Here is a 13,698-nt window from a genome sequence, read left to right as displayed (position 1 = left end):
GACCGGCGGCCCGCCATCATTCCGGGCCCGCGCACCCCGCCTGGCGGGGGCGTCCTCCTCGGCCGTGCACCCGTGTTCAACGACCGACCCCCACCCGGCATTCCGCCCCGCGACGGCCGCCCGCCACACCACAAACCGGACACAACACCTCGGCGGCACCCGCGCCGCCCAAACATCGAGGCCGTCAGTGGAACGGCATGGACGTCAAACGACTCCCGTGACCTCCATAGCGTTCCACCCCGCCCACGCGACAGTCACGCGGCAACCGGACATCCGCCTCACATCGGCGGGGCGTACCCCGGACGCGGGACACGCAGGCCGCGCACGCGGGCGGCGAGGGCGCACGACGCGGGGCGGCCCCTCTGCACGACGCGCACGCGGACGGCGAGGGCGCGCGGCGCGGTTCAGGCGGCGGGCCAGTCCTGGGAGGCCATCCGTGGCGAGGCCGCCCCGGGCGGGGCGGCCTCGAGCCAGGAAAGGAAACCGGTGACCGTGGACCGCGCCATGGCGATCTCGACCGGCGCATGGTGACTGGTACAACGCAGAATGACCCAGTCGGCCGGCATCGAGAACTGCTCCTGCCCCTCGGGCAGCCGGCGCCGTTCCACGGCGAGCCCCTTGCGGGAGAGCACCCGCTTGGGCCGCAGGGCGAAGCTGAACATGCGGTACCAGCGGAGTTCGTCGCCCACGAAACGGCCGAAGCCGGGTGACCAGCCTCGGCCGTCGAGAATCGTGGAGACCCGGACACTAAGCCGGATGATGCCTCCGCTGCGGGTGAACAGGGCCCGCCGGACGAAGAGGATCACCAGCGCGGCGAACACGACCGCGATGCCGATTCCGATCCCTTCCAGAATCTCCATCGGCGGGTCGGCTCAGCGCGCCGGAGTGGCCGGGGTGGCGCTCTCGGCGAGGACGGTGACGCCCTCACCGGTCACCGACAGGAAGCCGCCGGCGACGTCGTACGCGAGCTGCTGACCGCCGGGCTGCTTGATGCGTACCTGGCAGGGCTCGGCGAGCTGACCCAGCAGGGGCGCGTGCCCCGGCAGCACACCCAGCTCACCCTCGGTCGTCCGGGCGACGACCATCTCGGCCTTGCCGGACCAGACCTTCTCCTCGACGGCTACGAGCTCGACGTGAAGCTGCTGTGCCACGCTGTCTCCTTGCTGCGGCGGCGGATTGCCGAAAGTCTAGTCGCGGCCCCGAGCGTCACCCAACGCGGGTACCGAGACCTGCGACACGGTCACCGACCCCGGCACCCGCGCGGGTCCGCTGGCGCTCAGGCTAACTGTTCTTCTGCTTGAAGTCGGGGTGCTCCAGAATGAACGCGTCGATCTGTCCGTTGCGCATCGCCGCGAAGAAGTCCTCGGCCTCCGGCAGCAGCCGCTCCCCCTGGTACGCCGAGCCGCTGCCGATGTTCGCGCCGGGCAGTTTGATCGTCTCGATCGAGTCGGACCGGATGTCCTTCAGCGCGAGCCCGAAGTCGACCACGCTGTGGCCGCGACCGCTGAAGACCAACGACTCGCCGGCCGCGCGGAGCACCCGGTCCAGCTTGAGCGGATTGGTCACCACGTCGGCGCTGAACGCCTGGCTCACCATCGCCTTGACGAACTGCTGCTGGTGCCGCTGCCGGCCGTAGTCGGAGTCCGGCACGCCGTTACGCGGGTAGCGCTGGCGCACGTAGTCCAGCGCCTGCCAGCCGTTCAGGTGGGCGTCGCCCTGCTCGTACACGGCCTGCGGACCGAGGTAGCCGCCACCGCCCGGCTGCAGCTGGCGCATGGTGCCGTCGGGCCGCCGGTGCTCCGACCGCACCTCCCGCTCGATGTACATGTCGACGCCACCCATCGCGTCGACGATCTTCTTGAAGCCGGTGAAGTTAAGGATCGCGCCGGCGTCGAAGCGTTTGATCCCGGTGACCTGCTGGACGGTCTTCGCGAGCAGTTCGAAGCCCTGCGCGGCGTCCGGGTTCTGCCCCGACACCCGGCTGCCGTACGACATGGCGGCGTTCAGCCGGTCGTTGCCGCCCGGGTAGTTCGCCTTGCGAAATGCCGGGATGTCGACCCGTAGATCCCGGGGAAGCGAGTAGAGATAGGCCCGATCCAGGCCGGCCGGCACGTGCAGGATCATGATCGAGTCGGACAGCGGCGGGGTCTCCGCGTTGCGGGGGTCGATGCCGACCAGCAGGATGTTGAGCGGGCCCTTGATGTCGCTCTTCTTCTCCTCGACGACGCCCGCCGCCTGATCCCCGAAGAGGTCAGCCTTGCCGACCGCGCCCTCGTAGCGGGCCACCAGGGCCTGGTAACCCACCAGCACTGTCCCGCTGAGCATCACGAGGACCACGCCCAGGATGGTGCAAACCCGGGCCCACCGCGGCACGCTCCGCCAGATCGACCGCTTGCCGCGGTTACCGCCGGCCTTGTCCACGCACATCTCCAATCGTCACGCCCACGACTGGTAGACGGGCGCACGTAACCGCTTCGTTGCAAGAGAGCAAGACTCATGACATGAAGTCGCGCCCCGAACGGTAGCGCGCCGTCGGCGGAACCGCTTGCCCGCAAACCGGACATCTGGTACAACGCGCCGGAACAGGCAAAGGCCGCCCCGACTCGGTCGGGGCGGCCTTTGTGGATGCAGCGAGGGTCTCAGCCCTCCATCAGCTCCTTGGCCTTGGCCTCAAGGTCCTCCAGGCCGCCGCACATGAAGAAGGCCTGCTCGGGGAAGTGGTCGTACTCGCCCTCGCTGATCTTCTTGAACGCCTCGATGGTCTCCTTGATCGGGACCGTCGAACCCGGCACGCCGGTGAACTGCTCGGCGGCGTAGGTGTTCTGCGACAGGAAGCGCTCGATCCGCCGGGCCCGCTGCACGGTGATCTTGTCTTCCTCGGAGAGCTCCTCGATACCGAGGATGGCGATGATGTCCTGCAGGTCCTTGTAGCGCTGCAGGATCCGCTTCACCTCGGTGGCGACCTGGAAGTGCTCCGGGCCGACGAACTCCGGGGCGAGAATCCGGGACGAGGACGCCAGCGGGTCCACGGCCGGGTAGATGCCCTTGTCGGAGATCGACCGCTCCAGGTTGGTGGTCGCGTCCAGGTGGGCGAACGTGGTGGCCGGCGCCGGGTCGGTGTAGTCGTCGGCGGGCACGTAGATCGCCTGCATCGAGGTGATGGCCTGGCCCCGGACGGAGGTGATCCGCTCCTGGAGCTCGCCCATCTCATCGGCCAGGGTCGGCTGGTAACCCACCGCGCTCGGCATGCGGCCGAGCAGCGTGGAGACCTCGGAACCGGCCTGGGTGAAGCGGAAGATGTTGTCGATGAAGAGCAGCACCTCCTGCTTCTGCACGTCGCGGAAGTACTCCGCCATGGTCAGCGCGGAGAGGGCGACGCGCAGCCGGGTGCCCGGCGGCTCGTCCATCTGGCCGTAGACCAGCGCGGTCTTGTCGATGACGCCGGACTCGGTCATTTCGGCGATGAGGTCGTTGCCCTCACGGGTGCGCTCACCCACGCCGGCGAAGACCGACGTACCACCGAAGTTCCGGGCAACGCGGGTGATCATCTCCTGGATGAGCACCGTCTTGCCCACGCCGGCACCGCCGAACAGGCCGATCTTGCCGCCCTTGACGTACGGGGCGAGCAGGTCGATGACCTTGATGCCGGTCTCCAGCATCTCGGTCTTCGGCTCCAGGTCCGCGAAGGCCGGGGCCTTGCGGTGGATCCCCCAGTGGTCGTCCGGGTTGAGCGTCTCGCCCTCGGTGAGGTTGAGGCACTCGCCGATCGCGTTGAACACGTGGCCCTTGACCGCGTCGCCCACCGGCACGCTGATCGGCGAGCCGGTGTCGCGCACCTCGGCGCCGCGGACCAGGCCGTCGGTCGGCTGCATCGAGATGGCGCGGACCAGGTTGTCACCCAGGTGCTGGGCGACCTCCAGGGTCAGCGTCTTCTCGCCGCCGGAGAGCGTCACGTTGACGTGCAGGGCGTTGAACAGGTCCGGCATGCCGTCGCGCGGGAACTCGGCGTCGACGACCGGGCCGATGACCCGGACCACGCGACCGGTGGCCGTCTTGGTCTCTACTGGGGCAGTCATCACACTTCACTTCCCGACGCGGCCAGCGCGTTGGCGCCGCCGACGATCTCACTGATCTCCTGGGTGATCCCGGCCTGGCGGGCCGAGTTCATCTCACGCGTGTACTTGTCGATCATCTCTTCGGCGTTGTCGGTGGCGCTCTTCATCGCCCGCCGCCGGGCCGCCGACTCGCTCGCCGCCGACTCCAACAACGCCGCGTAGATCCGCGTGTTGATGTACTTCGGCAGCAGCGCGTCGAGCAGTGCCTCCGCCTCCGGCTCGAACTCGTACGCCGGGAGCAGGCCCTGCGGAGCCTCCGACCGCGGCCGCTCCTCGACCTGCATCGGCCCAATGATCCTGGTCACCGGCGTCTGGGTCATCAGCGACTTGAACTCGGTGTAGACGATGTGCAACTCGTCGATGCCGAGCACCCCGTCCGCGCCGGGGCCACCGTCGACGTCGTCCGCACCGCCCACGAACGCCTTGATCAGCGTCTCGCCCACCGCCCGAGCGTCGGCGAAGGACGGCTGCTCCGAGAAGCCCGTCCAGTTCGCCTCGATCGGTCGGTTGCGGAACCGGTAGAACGTCACACCCTTGCGGCCGATGATGTAGAGCACCGGCTCCTTGCCGTCGGCCCGCAGCCGGGCGATCAGCGACTCGGCGGTCCTGATCGCGTTGGAGCTGTAGCCGCCGGCCAGGCCCCGGTCACTGGTGACCAGCAGGACGCCCGCCCGCCGCACCCGCTCGCGCGGGGTGAGCAGCGGGTGGTCGATCCGCGCGTTGGAGGCCAGCGCCGTGAGGACCCCGGTGATGGCCTGGGCGTACGGCAGGGACGCCGCCACCCGGGCCTGGGCCTTGGCGATCCGGCTCGTCGCGACGAGCTCCATCGCCTTGGTGATCTTCTTCATCGACTTCGCCGAGCGGATCCGTTGACGAAGAACGCGCACCTGGGCGGCCATCGTCAGCTCTCAGCCGGGCGGTCGGCCGCGCTGTCGCGGAAGCGGGTCACCGTCTCGCGGTTCTCCTCGCCCTCCATCGGCTTGGCTTCGGCCTCGTTGATCCGCACCTCGTCCTCCTTGCCCAGGAAGACCTGCTTGAACTCGGTGATGGCCGAGTCCAGCGAGGCGATGATGTCGTCGTTCCACTTGTTGTCCGCGATCCCGGCCAGGACGCCCGCGTGCTTGTGGCGGAGGTACTGCAGGAACTCCGACTCGAAGCGGCGGATCTCGCCGACCGGGATGTCGTCCAGCTTGCCCTCGGTGCCGGCCCAGACCGAGACGACCTGCTCCTGCACCGGGAACGGCGCGTAGTTCGACTGCTTGAGCAGCTCGACCAGGCGGGCGCCGCGGTCGAGCTGGGCGCGGGAGGCCTTGTCCAGGTCGGAGGCGAAGGCGGCGAACGCCTCCAGCTCGCGGTACTGGGCCAGGTTGAGCCGGAGCGAACCGGCGACCTTCTTCATCGGCTTCACCTGCGCGGCGCCACCGACCCGGGAGACCGAGGTGCCGACGTTGATGGCCGGCCGGACGCCCTGGTTGAACAGGTCGGTCTCCAGGAAGATCTGGCCGTCGGTGATGGAGATGACGTTGGTCGGGATGAACGCCGAGATGTCGTTCGCCTTGGTCTCGATGATCGGCAGACCGGTCATCGAGCCGCCACCCAGCTCGTCGGAGAGCTTGGCGCAGCGCTCCAGCAGCCGGGAGTGCAGGTAGAAGACGTCACCCGGGTACGCCTCGCGGCCCGGCGGACGGCGCAGCAGCAGCGACACGGCACGGTACGCCTCGGCCTGCTTGCTCAGGTCGTCGAAGACGATCAGAACGTGCTTGCCGCCGTACATCCAGTGCTGGCCGATGGACGAGCCGGTGTACGGGGCGAGGTACTTGAAGCCGGCCGGGTCGGAGGCCGGGGAGGCCACGATGGTGGTGTACTCCATCGCACCCGCCTCCTCCAGCGTCCCCTTGATGGAGGCGATGGTGGAGGCCTTCTGGCCAACGGCGACGTAGATGCAGCGGACCTGCTTCGTCGGGTCGCCGGAGCGCCAGTTGTCCCGCTGGTTGAGGATGGTGTCCAGGGCGACCGTGGTCTTGCCGGTCTTCCGGTCACCGATGATCAGCTGACGCTGGCCGCGACCGATCGGAGTCATCGCGTCGACGGCCTTCAGACCGCTCTGCAGCGGCTCGTCGACCGACTTGCGGGACATCACGTTCGGGGCCTGAAGCTCCAGCTCGCGGTAGCCCTCGTTCGGGAGGTCGCCCAGGCCGTCGATCGGCTGGCCGAGCGCGTCGACCACGCGGCCGAGGAAGGCGTCGCCGACCGGGACGGAGAGCACCCGGCCGGTGCGCTTGACGCGCTGCCCCTCCTCGATACCGGCGAAGTCACCGAGGACGACGACACCGATCTCCCGGACGTCGAGGTTCAGCGCCACGCCCAGCGTGCCGTCCTCGAACTCCAGGAGCTCGTTGGTCATGGTCGAGGGGAGACCCTCGACGTGGGCGATGCCGTCGCCGGCGTCGGCGACGGTGCCGACCTCCTCACGGGAGACGTCGGCCGTGTAGGAGGAGACGTAGCGCTCGAGGGCGCCACGGATCTCCTCCGTCGAGATGGTCAGCTCGGCCATCCTCTGCTTCCTTAAGTATCAGGGGCCCGGGATACCTAGTACCGACCGGTCCGATGGCGTCGAATCAGGGGCTGCGGAGACGCTGGTCAGCGCTTCGCGAGCGCGTTGCGAGTCTCGTTGAGGCGGCGCAGGACGGTGCCGTCGTACAGGTCGGAGCCGACCCGCACGCTCACCCCACCGAGCACCTCGGGGTTGACCGTCTGCTTGACGGAAACCTCTCGACCGTACATGGCGGAGAGGCGGGCACCGAGGCGTCGCTCCTCCTCGTCACTCAGCGGGGCCGCCACGGTCACGTACGCGACCTGACGGTCCCGCCGGTCGGCGGCCAGCTCGACCAGCCGGGCGACCGCCCCGATGAAGGAGCGTCCCCCGAAACCGGCCAGCGCGGCCTCGACGAGGCGGACAGTGACCGGCCGGGCCTTGCCGGCGAGCAGCTCGCGGGCCAGGCCGGCCCGCTGCTCGGCCGGGGCGATCGGGTCGGAGAGCGCGTTGGACAGGTCCGCGGAACCGGAGACGACCTGCCCGAAGCGGAACAGCTCGTCCTCGACCTCGCCCAGCTCGCCGGCCTTGTCGGCGCCCGCGAGGAGCGCCTCGACGCCCAGCCGCTCGGTGCCGTCGAGCAGTTCCGACGGCGCCGACCAGCGGCCGGAGACCAGCGCGGCGAGCAGGTCGAGCGCGGCGGCGCCGACCTTGCCGGTCAGGATGCCCGTGAGCAGCCCACTGCGGTCGTCACCCGAACGGGCCGGGTCCGACAACGCCCGGCGCAGCCGCGGCTCGCGCCGCAGCAGAGCGGCGACGGAGAGGATGTCGTCGGCGGTGGCAGCCACCGCCGACGGCTCCGCGCCGCGGACGTACGCGTCGAGGCGCTCGGCCGCGACCTTGTACGACTCCCGGCTGGCGGCCTGCATCAGCGGGCCCCCGTGCTCTCAAGACCGCTCAGGAACCGGTCGACGGTGCCCGTGCGACGCGCCTCGTCGGCGAGCGACTCGCCGACGATCTTGCTGGCCAGGTCCACCGCGAGGGTGCCGACCTCGGTGCGCAGCTCGCGCACGATGGTGGCCCGCTCGGCGGAGAGCTGCTCCTTGCCCGCCGCGATGATCCGGTCGGACTCCTCGCGCGCCTTGACGAGGATGTCCTGGCGGATGCCCTCGGCGTCGGCCCGGGCGTCGTCGCGGATCTTGGCGGCGTCGGTCCGCGCCTCGGCGAGCTGCGCCCGGTACTGCTCGAGCAGTTGGTTGGCCTCGGCCTGAGCGGCCTCGGCGCGCTTGATGCCGCCCTCGATCGCGTCGACCCGGGCCTGGAACGTCTGCTCCATGCGCGGGAAGACGAACTTCATCAGCACGAAGCACAGCACGATGAAGGCGATGCCACCGACCACGATCTCCTGCCAGATCGGCAGGATCGGGTTGTGATCAGCAGGCTCGGCTAGGAAGTACATGGAAGGCCTCCCGATCGAAGGGACGGGATTACTTGGCCCAGACGAAGCCGAAGGCGACGCCCAGCAGGGCCAGCGCCTCGATGACGGCGAAGCCGATCCAGACGTACGGCAGGGTCATCCGGGACGACTCCGGCTGGCGGGCGGTCGACTGGATGTAGGCCGAGAAGACCAGGCCAACGCCGATGCCCGGGCCGATGGCGGCCAGACCGTAGCCGATGGCGGCGGTGCTGCCCGATACCGCGGCGAGAACGTCCATTGGTGTGTTCCTCCTGGTTATCACGCGTGACTGTCACGCGGGACGACAACGGTTGGTGCGAAGTGGATCAGTGTTCCTCGGCGAGCGCGCCCTGCACGTAGCTGGCGGTCAGCACGGTGAAGACGTAGGCCTGCAGACAGATCACCAGGAACTCGAGGAAGGTCAGCGCGATGGTCATCACCCAGGAGAGCACCGAGACCGGGGCCAGCAGCGCGGTGGCGTTGAGCATCGCGAAGCCGCCGAGCGTGAAGACCAGCAGGAGCATGTGACCGGCGAACATGTTGGCGAACAGACGGACGGCCAGCGAGAAGGGCCGGACCAGGAACGTCGAGAACGCCTCGATCGGGATCAGCAGCGGCAGGATGTACCACGGCGCGGGCGGAATCAGCGCGTTCTTGAAGTATTTGCCGAACCCGTGCTTCTTGATACCCACGTAGTTGAACAGCAGGTAGCTGATGATCGCGAGGAACGCCGGGAAGGCGATGTGCGAGTTCGGCGAGATCTGGAAGAACGGGACGATCGCGAAGAAGTTCGTCAGCAGGACGAAGCAGAAGAGCGTCGTGAAGTACGGCGCGAACCGGACGCCCTGGTGGCCGATCATGTCGACCGCGATGTTGTTCCGCACGAAGCCGTAGATCGACTCGGCGAACCACTGCTTCTTGGTCGGCACCAGCTGCGGGTTGCGGTAGCTGAGCAGGAAGAACAGGATCAGGATCCCGACCGCCAGCCAGACCATGAAGGTGATCTTGGTGAACCAGTAGGAGTTATGCGCACCCCAGGGTGCGATGCTGGGCAGGTAGAAGTCCTCCACGCTGGGTGGGAAATTTGCCTGGCCCTGTGCAAGGACGTTCACCTGTCCGAACACCGCGTCCCTTCCTATTCAGGCGTGCCGAGCTTACGGATGACCAGGACGATGCCCCCGGCCATGCCGAGCACAATCCCGATACCGGTGGCGATGCCACTGGTATCGAGCCAACGGTCGACCAGCCAGCCGATGAAGCCCCACACGAGCATGCCCGCGATCAGATAGCTGAGCGCGGTCCAGCCCTGACCGGCACCGGACGGAACGTCGCCCGGGCCGCCAGCGCTGGGGGGTTTCTGGTCATCGGCCATGACGGGGCGAACGATATCAGTCGAGAAGACAAGGCTGTGCCACACCCCCCGCACAACCTGGTTGTGCGGGACACGGGTGGGCGAAGTCGTCTGGAGGAAACCTACTCTCCTCCCGCCGTTGAGAGAATGACCGATCGCGGACACATCGGCGTGCCGCCCGAAGCGTGGGACGGCACGCCGGAGGTGCGCAGGTCAGTCGCGGGATCGCCGGGCGTGGACGGTGGTCAGCCACCAGATGTGCACCCCGGTCCAGACCGCGACGCCCGCCGCGATGCCCAGGCAGAGCGGGATCAGCCCTGGCCAGCCGGTCGCGGCCACCAGCACCATCACCGCCCCGAGCAGGGTCATCTTGGCGGCGTACACGCCGATCCCGAAGGGCAGCACCAGTTGCGGGTCGCGGGCGTCGGCCCAGGCCAGCACGACGGTGGTGAGCGTGTAGCTGAGCGCGGTGACGCCGACCCCGGCCGCCGCCCCGAGCGCGCCGTCCGCGCCCCGGGTCACCCCGCCGACCACCGCCGCCGCCGCGCCCAGCACCGCCGACGCGATCAGCAGCACCGGCAGATGGCGCAGCCGCCAGCCACGGTCCGCGGTCGCCTCCGCCGCGCGCGCCCCGGGCTCAGCCACGGGGGTACGCCGGGAAGGCGGTGACCAGCTCGGTCACGTCGGCGGCGATCCGGGTCAGCTCGTCGGCGCCCCCGGGAGCCCCCGGGTCGGTGCGGACGGCGCGGGCGATGAGCGCGGCGATCGTGCGCATCTCGCCCTCCCACATGCCCTGGGTGGTGACGCTCGGCGTGCCCACCCGCAGACCGGAGGCGACCATCGGCTTCTGCGGGTCGTACGGGATGGCGTTCTTGTTGAGCGTGATGCGCGCGGCGTCGCAGCGCGCCTCCGCGTCCGCCCCGGTCACCCCGAGGGCGCGCAGGTCGATCAGGGCCAGGTGGGTGTCGGTGCCGCCGGAGACCGGGCGCATGTCCTCGGCGGCCAGTCCCTCGGCGAGCGCCTGTGCGTTGCTGATCACCTGGGCAGCGTACGCGCGGAAGTCGGGCTGGGCGGCCTCGCGCAGCGCGACCGCCTTGGCCGCGACGGCGTGCATCAGCGGGCCGCCCTGGGTGAACGGGAAGACCGCCTTGTCGATCCGGGCGGCCAGCGACTCCCGGCAGAGGATCATGCCGCCGCGCGGGCCGCGCAGCACCTTGTGGGTGGTGGCGCAGACCACGTCGGCGTACGGCACCGGAGACGGGATCGCCCGGCCGGCGACCAGGCCGATGAAGTGCGCGGCATCCACCATCAGGTACGCGTCGACCTCGTCGGCGATCTCCCGGAACCGGGCGAAGTCGATCAGGCGCGGGTACGCCGTCGCGCCACAGATGATCATCTTGGGCCGGTGCGCCCGGGCCAGGTCGCGTACCTCGTCGTAGTCGATCAGCTCGGTGTCCGGCCGGACCTGGTAGCCGACGGCGTGGAACCACTTGCCGGAGAAGTTCACCCGGCTGCCGTGGGTGAGGTGGCCGCCGTGCGGCAGGTCCATCGCCAGCACGGAGTCGCCCGGCTGCAGCAGGGCGGCGTACGCGGCCAGGTTGGCGCTGGCGCCCGAATGCGGCTGAAGGTTGGCGTGCTCGGCCCCGAAGAGTTCCTTCGCCCGGGCGATGCCGATCTCCTCGGCCCGGTCCACCTCGGCGCAGCCGCCGTAGTATCGCCGGCCCGGGTAGCCCTCGGCGTACTTGTTGGTCAGCGTGGAGCCGAGGGCGGCCAGCACCGCCGGGGAGGTCAGGTTCTCACTGGCGATCAGTTGCAGACCGCCACGCAGCCGCGCCAACTCCCCCAGCACCACCTCGGCGATCTCCGGGTCGACGGTGCTGAGCTGCTGGAAGTCCGGCCCCCAGAAGGTGTCCCTCGTGTTCTCCACAGCGAAGGAGTCTACGAAAGCCGCGCCCGGAAAGCCGTGCGATGCCTGGTCACCCTCAGTCGGCGGTACGGGGGGCGGTGCGGTCGAAGGCGACGGTCTGGCTGGGCGGCACGAAGTCGAGCACCGGCTGGTCGCGCAACGCGTACGCCAACAGCCGGCCCACGGCGGTGATCTGCCGGGCCTGCACGCCGCCGCCGACGGCGTCCTGGGGGTTGTCCGGGTTCGCGGCGATGGTGGCGACGGTGAGCTGTGGGGTGAAGGCGACCAGGGTCTCCGTCGCGTTCCCGTCCGAGCTGCCGGTCTTGCCGGCCAGTGGGCGACGGAGCCCGGGCTGCAGGTCCTCGGCGGTGCCGCCGTCGCAGCGGCGGTACATCGACTGGTCGCCGACCGGGCAGCGGGCCGCATCGGCCGCCGCCCGGGCCACGTCGGTGTCGAGCACCTGCCGGCAGTCCGGACTGCCGGCGGCGATCTTGCGGCCCGAGGAGTCGGTGATGGAGGTCACCGGGGTGGGGCGGCACCAGACTCCCTCGGCGGCCACCGTCGCGTACGCCCCGGCCAGGTCGAGCGGGGTGGTGTCGACGACGCCGAGGGTGAACGGACCCCAGCTCCTCGCCCCCTCGTGGGCCAGCCGGGCGTCGTCGGGCGAGCGCAGCACGATGCCCAGCCGCTCGGCCATCTCCACCACCCGGTCCGCGCCCACCCGCTGGGTCAGCCAGGCGAAATAGGTGTTCACCGACCGACCGAACGCGCTCCACATGGTGCGGGGGCCGTCCATCCAGCTCGGGCTGGCGTTCTCCGGACACCAGCGGCCGCCGCAGCTGGCCGGCCCGGCGCCGGTCGCGTAGTTGGTGACGAACACGGCCGGGGCGTTGAACTGGGTGTCCAGCGGCAGCCCGGACTCCAGCGCGGCCAGCATCGCGAAGAGCTTGAAGGTCGAGCCGGCCTGGTAGCCGACGATGCCGCCGCCCCCGGCGATGAGCTGGTTGACGGTGTTCGGATAGTTCTGCTGTCCCTTCGGGTTCGCGGCGACGCTGTAGTTCCGGTTCACCGCCATGGCCAGCACCCGGCCGGTGCCCGGCTGCACCACCGCGGTCGGCGCGGCCCGTTCGTTGGTCAAGGCGTAGATCCCGAGCACCTGTTCGATGGTCTTGCTCTGCACGTCGGGGTCCAGCGAGGAGACGATCGACAAGCCGCCCCGGCGCAGCATCCGCTGCCGCTCCTCCGGCGAGTTGCCGAAGGCGGACTGGCCGTCCCACCACTGGGTGAACCAGTCGCAGAAGAAGCCCCAGTCGTTGTGGTCGGCCGGCACCGCGGCGCAGTCGTTGGGCGTGGCGCTGGGCCGCAGGTTCAGGCCCTCGGTCTTGGCCCGCGCGGCGTCCGCGGCGTCCGCCTGCCCGGTCTCCACCAGCCGGTCCAGCACGTACGCGCGGCGGGTCAGGGCCGCGTCGGCGTTGCCGTTGATCGGGTCGTCGCTGTTCGGCGAGCGGACCAGCCCGGCCAGCAACGCCGCCTGGGGCAGGGTCAGCCGCGCCGGGGTGGTGGAGAAGTAGCGCTTGCTGGCCGCGGCGACGCCGTACGCCCCGGCACCGAAGTACGCGATGTTCAGGTAGCGGCTGAGGATCTCGTCCTTGCTCAGCTCCCGTTCCAGGGACAGCGCGTACCGCATCTCGCGGATCTTGCGGCTCGCGCTGATCTCGGTCGCCTTGGCCCGCTCCTCCTCGGTCAGCTGGGGGTCGCTGGCCAGCGCGTTGCGCACGTACTGCATGGTCAGCGTGGAGGCGCCCTGCCGGGTCTCGCCCCCCCGCTGGTTGACGGTGAGGGCCCGCAGCACGCCGCGGATGTCGACGCCGTGGTGCTGATAGAAGCGGACGTCCTCGGCGGCCACAATGGCCTGGCGCATCACCGGCGCCACCTCGCTGACCGGCACGTCCACCCGGTCCTCGACGTAGAACGAGGTGATCAGGGTGCGGCCGTCGTTGGCGTAGAGGTTGGAGCGCTGGGCCGGCTGCGACGTACGCATCGCCTCCGGCAGTTCGGCGTAGGGCATCAGCCCCGTGAAGCCGCGTCCGAACACCAGCGCGATCGGCAGCGCGGCAGCGGCCAGGACCAGTCCGGCGAGCACGCCGGCGAGCAGGACGGTGAACAGCTTGTCGAGATGGGCCCGGTTCATCAGCTCTCCCCGCAGGAGCCAGCTTTACGAGACCCGTTCAGAATGACGCGAATCGGCGATTTAGCCGCCACCTTCTCCGAAACGCGCAGGAATTTCGCGAGAACGGATGAAGTTGGACAGAACGCACCAGATGTCGGGCCGGCCGG

Annotated in this window: 14 protein-coding genes; all 14 read right to left on the bottom strand. The window is 69.7% G+C overall.

Annotation, left to right across the window (positions count from 1 at the left end):
* Nucleotides 1–404 precede the first annotated feature (404 nt).
* The gene (locus AB0C02_RS06480) at nt 405–860 is read right to left on the bottom strand and encodes a DUF2550 domain-containing protein (protein WP_357541788.1); all 456 of its coding nucleotides are present in this window, start codon (nt 858–860) and stop codon (nt 405–407) included.
* A gap of 12 nt (nt 861–872) precedes the next feature.
* Nucleotides 873–1,151 carry a F0F1 ATP synthase subunit epsilon gene (locus AB0C02_RS06475; RefSeq protein ID WP_357541787.1) on the bottom strand — a complete coding sequence of 93 codons (279 nt, stop codon included), beginning with the start codon at nt 1,149–1,151 and terminating at the stop codon, nt 873–875.
* A gap of 130 nt (nt 1,152–1,281) precedes the next feature.
* Nucleotides 1,282–2,427: an LCP family protein gene (locus AB0C02_RS06470; protein WP_357541785.1), complete on the bottom strand. Its 1,146-nt coding sequence runs from the start codon at nt 2,425–2,427 to the stop codon at nt 1,282–1,284.
* A 212-nt stretch (nt 2,428–2,639) separates the two neighbouring features.
* A complete protein-coding gene (gene atpD, locus AB0C02_RS06465) occupies nt 2,640–4,076 on the bottom strand; it encodes a F0F1 ATP synthase subunit beta (protein WP_357541783.1) in 1,437 nt (478 codons plus the stop codon).
* Nucleotides 4,076–5,014, bottom strand: a complete 939-nt coding sequence (locus AB0C02_RS06460; RefSeq protein ID WP_357541781.1) for a F0F1 ATP synthase subunit gamma — start codon at nt 5,012–5,014, stop codon at nt 4,076–4,078. Before AB0C02_RS06460 ends, atpD begins: the two co-directional genes overlap by 1 nt.
* Nucleotides 5,015–5,016: 2 nt before the next feature.
* Entirely contained in the window at nt 5,017–6,669 is a 1,653-nt protein-coding gene (gene atpA / locus AB0C02_RS06455; protein WP_357541779.1) for a F0F1 ATP synthase subunit alpha, read from the bottom strand.
* A gap of 86 nt (nt 6,670–6,755) precedes the next feature.
* Nucleotides 6,756–7,577, bottom strand: coding sequence for a F0F1 ATP synthase subunit delta (locus tag AB0C02_RS06450; protein ID WP_357541777.1), 822 nt, complete (start codon nt 7,575–7,577; stop codon nt 6,756–6,758).
* Complete coding sequence (locus tag AB0C02_RS06445) at nt 7,577–8,107, bottom strand: F0F1 ATP synthase subunit B (protein ID WP_357541775.1); 531 nt, start codon at nt 8,105–8,107, stop codon at nt 7,577–7,579. The genes AB0C02_RS06450 and AB0C02_RS06445 overlap by 1 nt, the downstream gene beginning before the upstream one ends.
* A 28-nt stretch (nt 8,108–8,135) precedes the next feature.
* Nucleotides 8,136–8,363: an ATP synthase F0 subunit C gene (locus AB0C02_RS06440; RefSeq protein ID WP_091197508.1), complete on the bottom strand. Its 228-nt coding sequence runs from the start codon at nt 8,361–8,363 to the stop codon at nt 8,136–8,138.
* 67 nt (nt 8,364–8,430) lie between these two features.
* Nucleotides 8,431–9,228 carry a F0F1 ATP synthase subunit A gene (gene atpB / locus AB0C02_RS06435; protein ID WP_357541772.1) on the bottom strand — a complete coding sequence of 266 codons (798 nt, stop codon included), beginning with the start codon at nt 9,226–9,228 and terminating at the stop codon, nt 8,431–8,433.
* Between the two features lie 11 nt (nt 9,229–9,239).
* A complete protein-coding gene (locus AB0C02_RS06430) occupies nt 9,240–9,476 on the bottom strand; it encodes an AtpZ/AtpI family protein (RefSeq protein WP_357541770.1) in 237 nt (78 codons plus the stop codon).
* A gap of 192 nt (nt 9,477–9,668) precedes the next feature.
* A complete protein-coding gene (locus AB0C02_RS06425; RefSeq protein ID WP_357541769.1) occupies nt 9,669–10,100 on the bottom strand; it encodes a hypothetical protein in 432 nt (143 codons plus the stop codon).
* Entirely contained in the window at nt 10,093–11,382 is a 1,290-nt protein-coding gene (gene glyA / locus AB0C02_RS06420; RefSeq protein WP_357541767.1) for a serine hydroxymethyltransferase, read from the bottom strand. The genes AB0C02_RS06425 and glyA overlap by 8 nt, the downstream gene beginning before the upstream one ends.
* Nucleotides 11,383–11,437: 55 nt before the next feature.
* Nucleotides 11,438–13,552 (bottom strand): transglycosylase domain-containing protein, encoded by a 2,115-nt coding sequence (locus tag AB0C02_RS06415; protein ID WP_357541765.1) that lies wholly within the window; start codon nt 13,550–13,552, stop codon nt 11,438–11,440.
* Nucleotides 13,553–13,698: the final 146 nt, after the last annotated feature.

Origin of the sequence: Micromonospora sp. NPDC048999 (assembly GCF_040649295.1) — a bacterium.
GTDB lineage: Bacteria > Actinomycetota > Actinomycetes > Mycobacteriales > Micromonosporaceae > Micromonospora.
This window is presented reverse-complemented; position numbering and strand designations above follow the sequence as displayed.